The 1,209-nt window shown below is 73.3% G+C and carries 1 protein-coding gene; it reads right to left on the reverse strand.

The annotated features are described in order from the left end of the window. Positions 1–4: 4 nt before the first annotated feature. Entirely contained in the window at positions 5–1,168 is a 1,164-nt protein-coding gene (locus MJ783_RS23215) for a thiolase family protein (RefSeq protein ID WP_239314012.1), read from the reverse strand. Positions 1,169–1,209: the final 41 nt, after the last annotated feature.

The raw sequence follows: 1,209 nt of genomic DNA on the forward strand, positions 1-1,209 counted from the left end.
GCACTCAGACGGTCAGCACCGCGCAGGCGGAGAGCCCAGGCGCGCCATAGACATGGGTGAAGCCGACCCGCGGAGACCCGGGGACCTGCCGGCCGAGCGCCCGTCCCTGCAACTGGCGGACGATCTCGTGCACCTGGCGCAGCCCGGACGCGCCGATCGGCTCGCCGTTGGCGATGCATCCGCCGTCGGTGTTGACCGGAAGGCGGCCAGCCGGCTCGGTGACACCGTCGGCGAGGAGTTTCTCCTGCTCGCCGTGCCCGCACAGCCCAGTTTCGGCGAGGTGGATGATCTCCGATCCGCTGTCGGTGTCCTGCAGCTGGGCGACGGCCACATCGGACGGGTCGACACCGGCCGCGGCGAACGCCGCGGCGGCCGCGGCCATGCTCGGGCTGTGGCAGGGCTCGGGCGCGAGCCACGGGGAGAACACCTCGAACGAGCCGAACCGGCGGGTGCGCAGCGCCACCGACGCGAGCCGCACCGGGCGTTCGCACAGGTCACCCGCGCGGTCGCCACGGGCGAGGATGAGCGCGACGGCGCCCTCGCTCGGCGAGCAGAACATCGATCGGGTCAACGGTGCGTTGACGGTCGGCGCGGCGAGCACCTCGTCCTCGGTGCGCGGGGTGCGCCGCCAGGCGGTGGGGCTGGCCTCGCCGTTGCGCAGCGCGCGGACCGCGACCCGGGCCAGCGACCGGTCGGAGATGGCGTGCTCGTACTGGTAACGCCGGGTCTTCATGGCGAAGTACTGGGTGGTGACCATGAGGCCGGTCCGGCCGTACCACTCTCCCAGCCCGTAGCCGGCCGGGTCGGAGCTGAACGCGCCCCGCGGGTGCTTGTCGAAACCGATGACCGCGGTCACGTCGGCCTCCCCGGCCCGCAGGGCGTTCGCCGCGGTCGCCAGCGCCACACCACCGGTGGCACATCCATTGCGGACAGTAACGAACGGTAGCCCGGTGAGGCCGAGGCGGGAGACGAGGGTGTCGGGCTTCCCGGAGACGTTGCTGCCGCCGACAGCAAGATCGACATCGGGCCAGCTGACGCCCGCGTCGGTGAGCGCGGCGCGGGCCGCGTGCTCGGCCATGCCCATCCCGGTGACGCCCTCGTGCCGGCCGAACGGGTGGATGCCGACCCCGACGACGTAGACGGCGTCGGGGCCCCGGTCGATGCTCATGTGCCCGTCTCCTTCTCCCCGGCGGGCTCGGCGGGCTCGGC

It is taken from the genome of Protofrankia sp. Cj3 (genome assembly GCF_917627355.1).
Classification (GTDB): domain Bacteria; phylum Actinomycetota; class Actinomycetes; order Frankiales; family Frankiaceae; genus Protofrankia.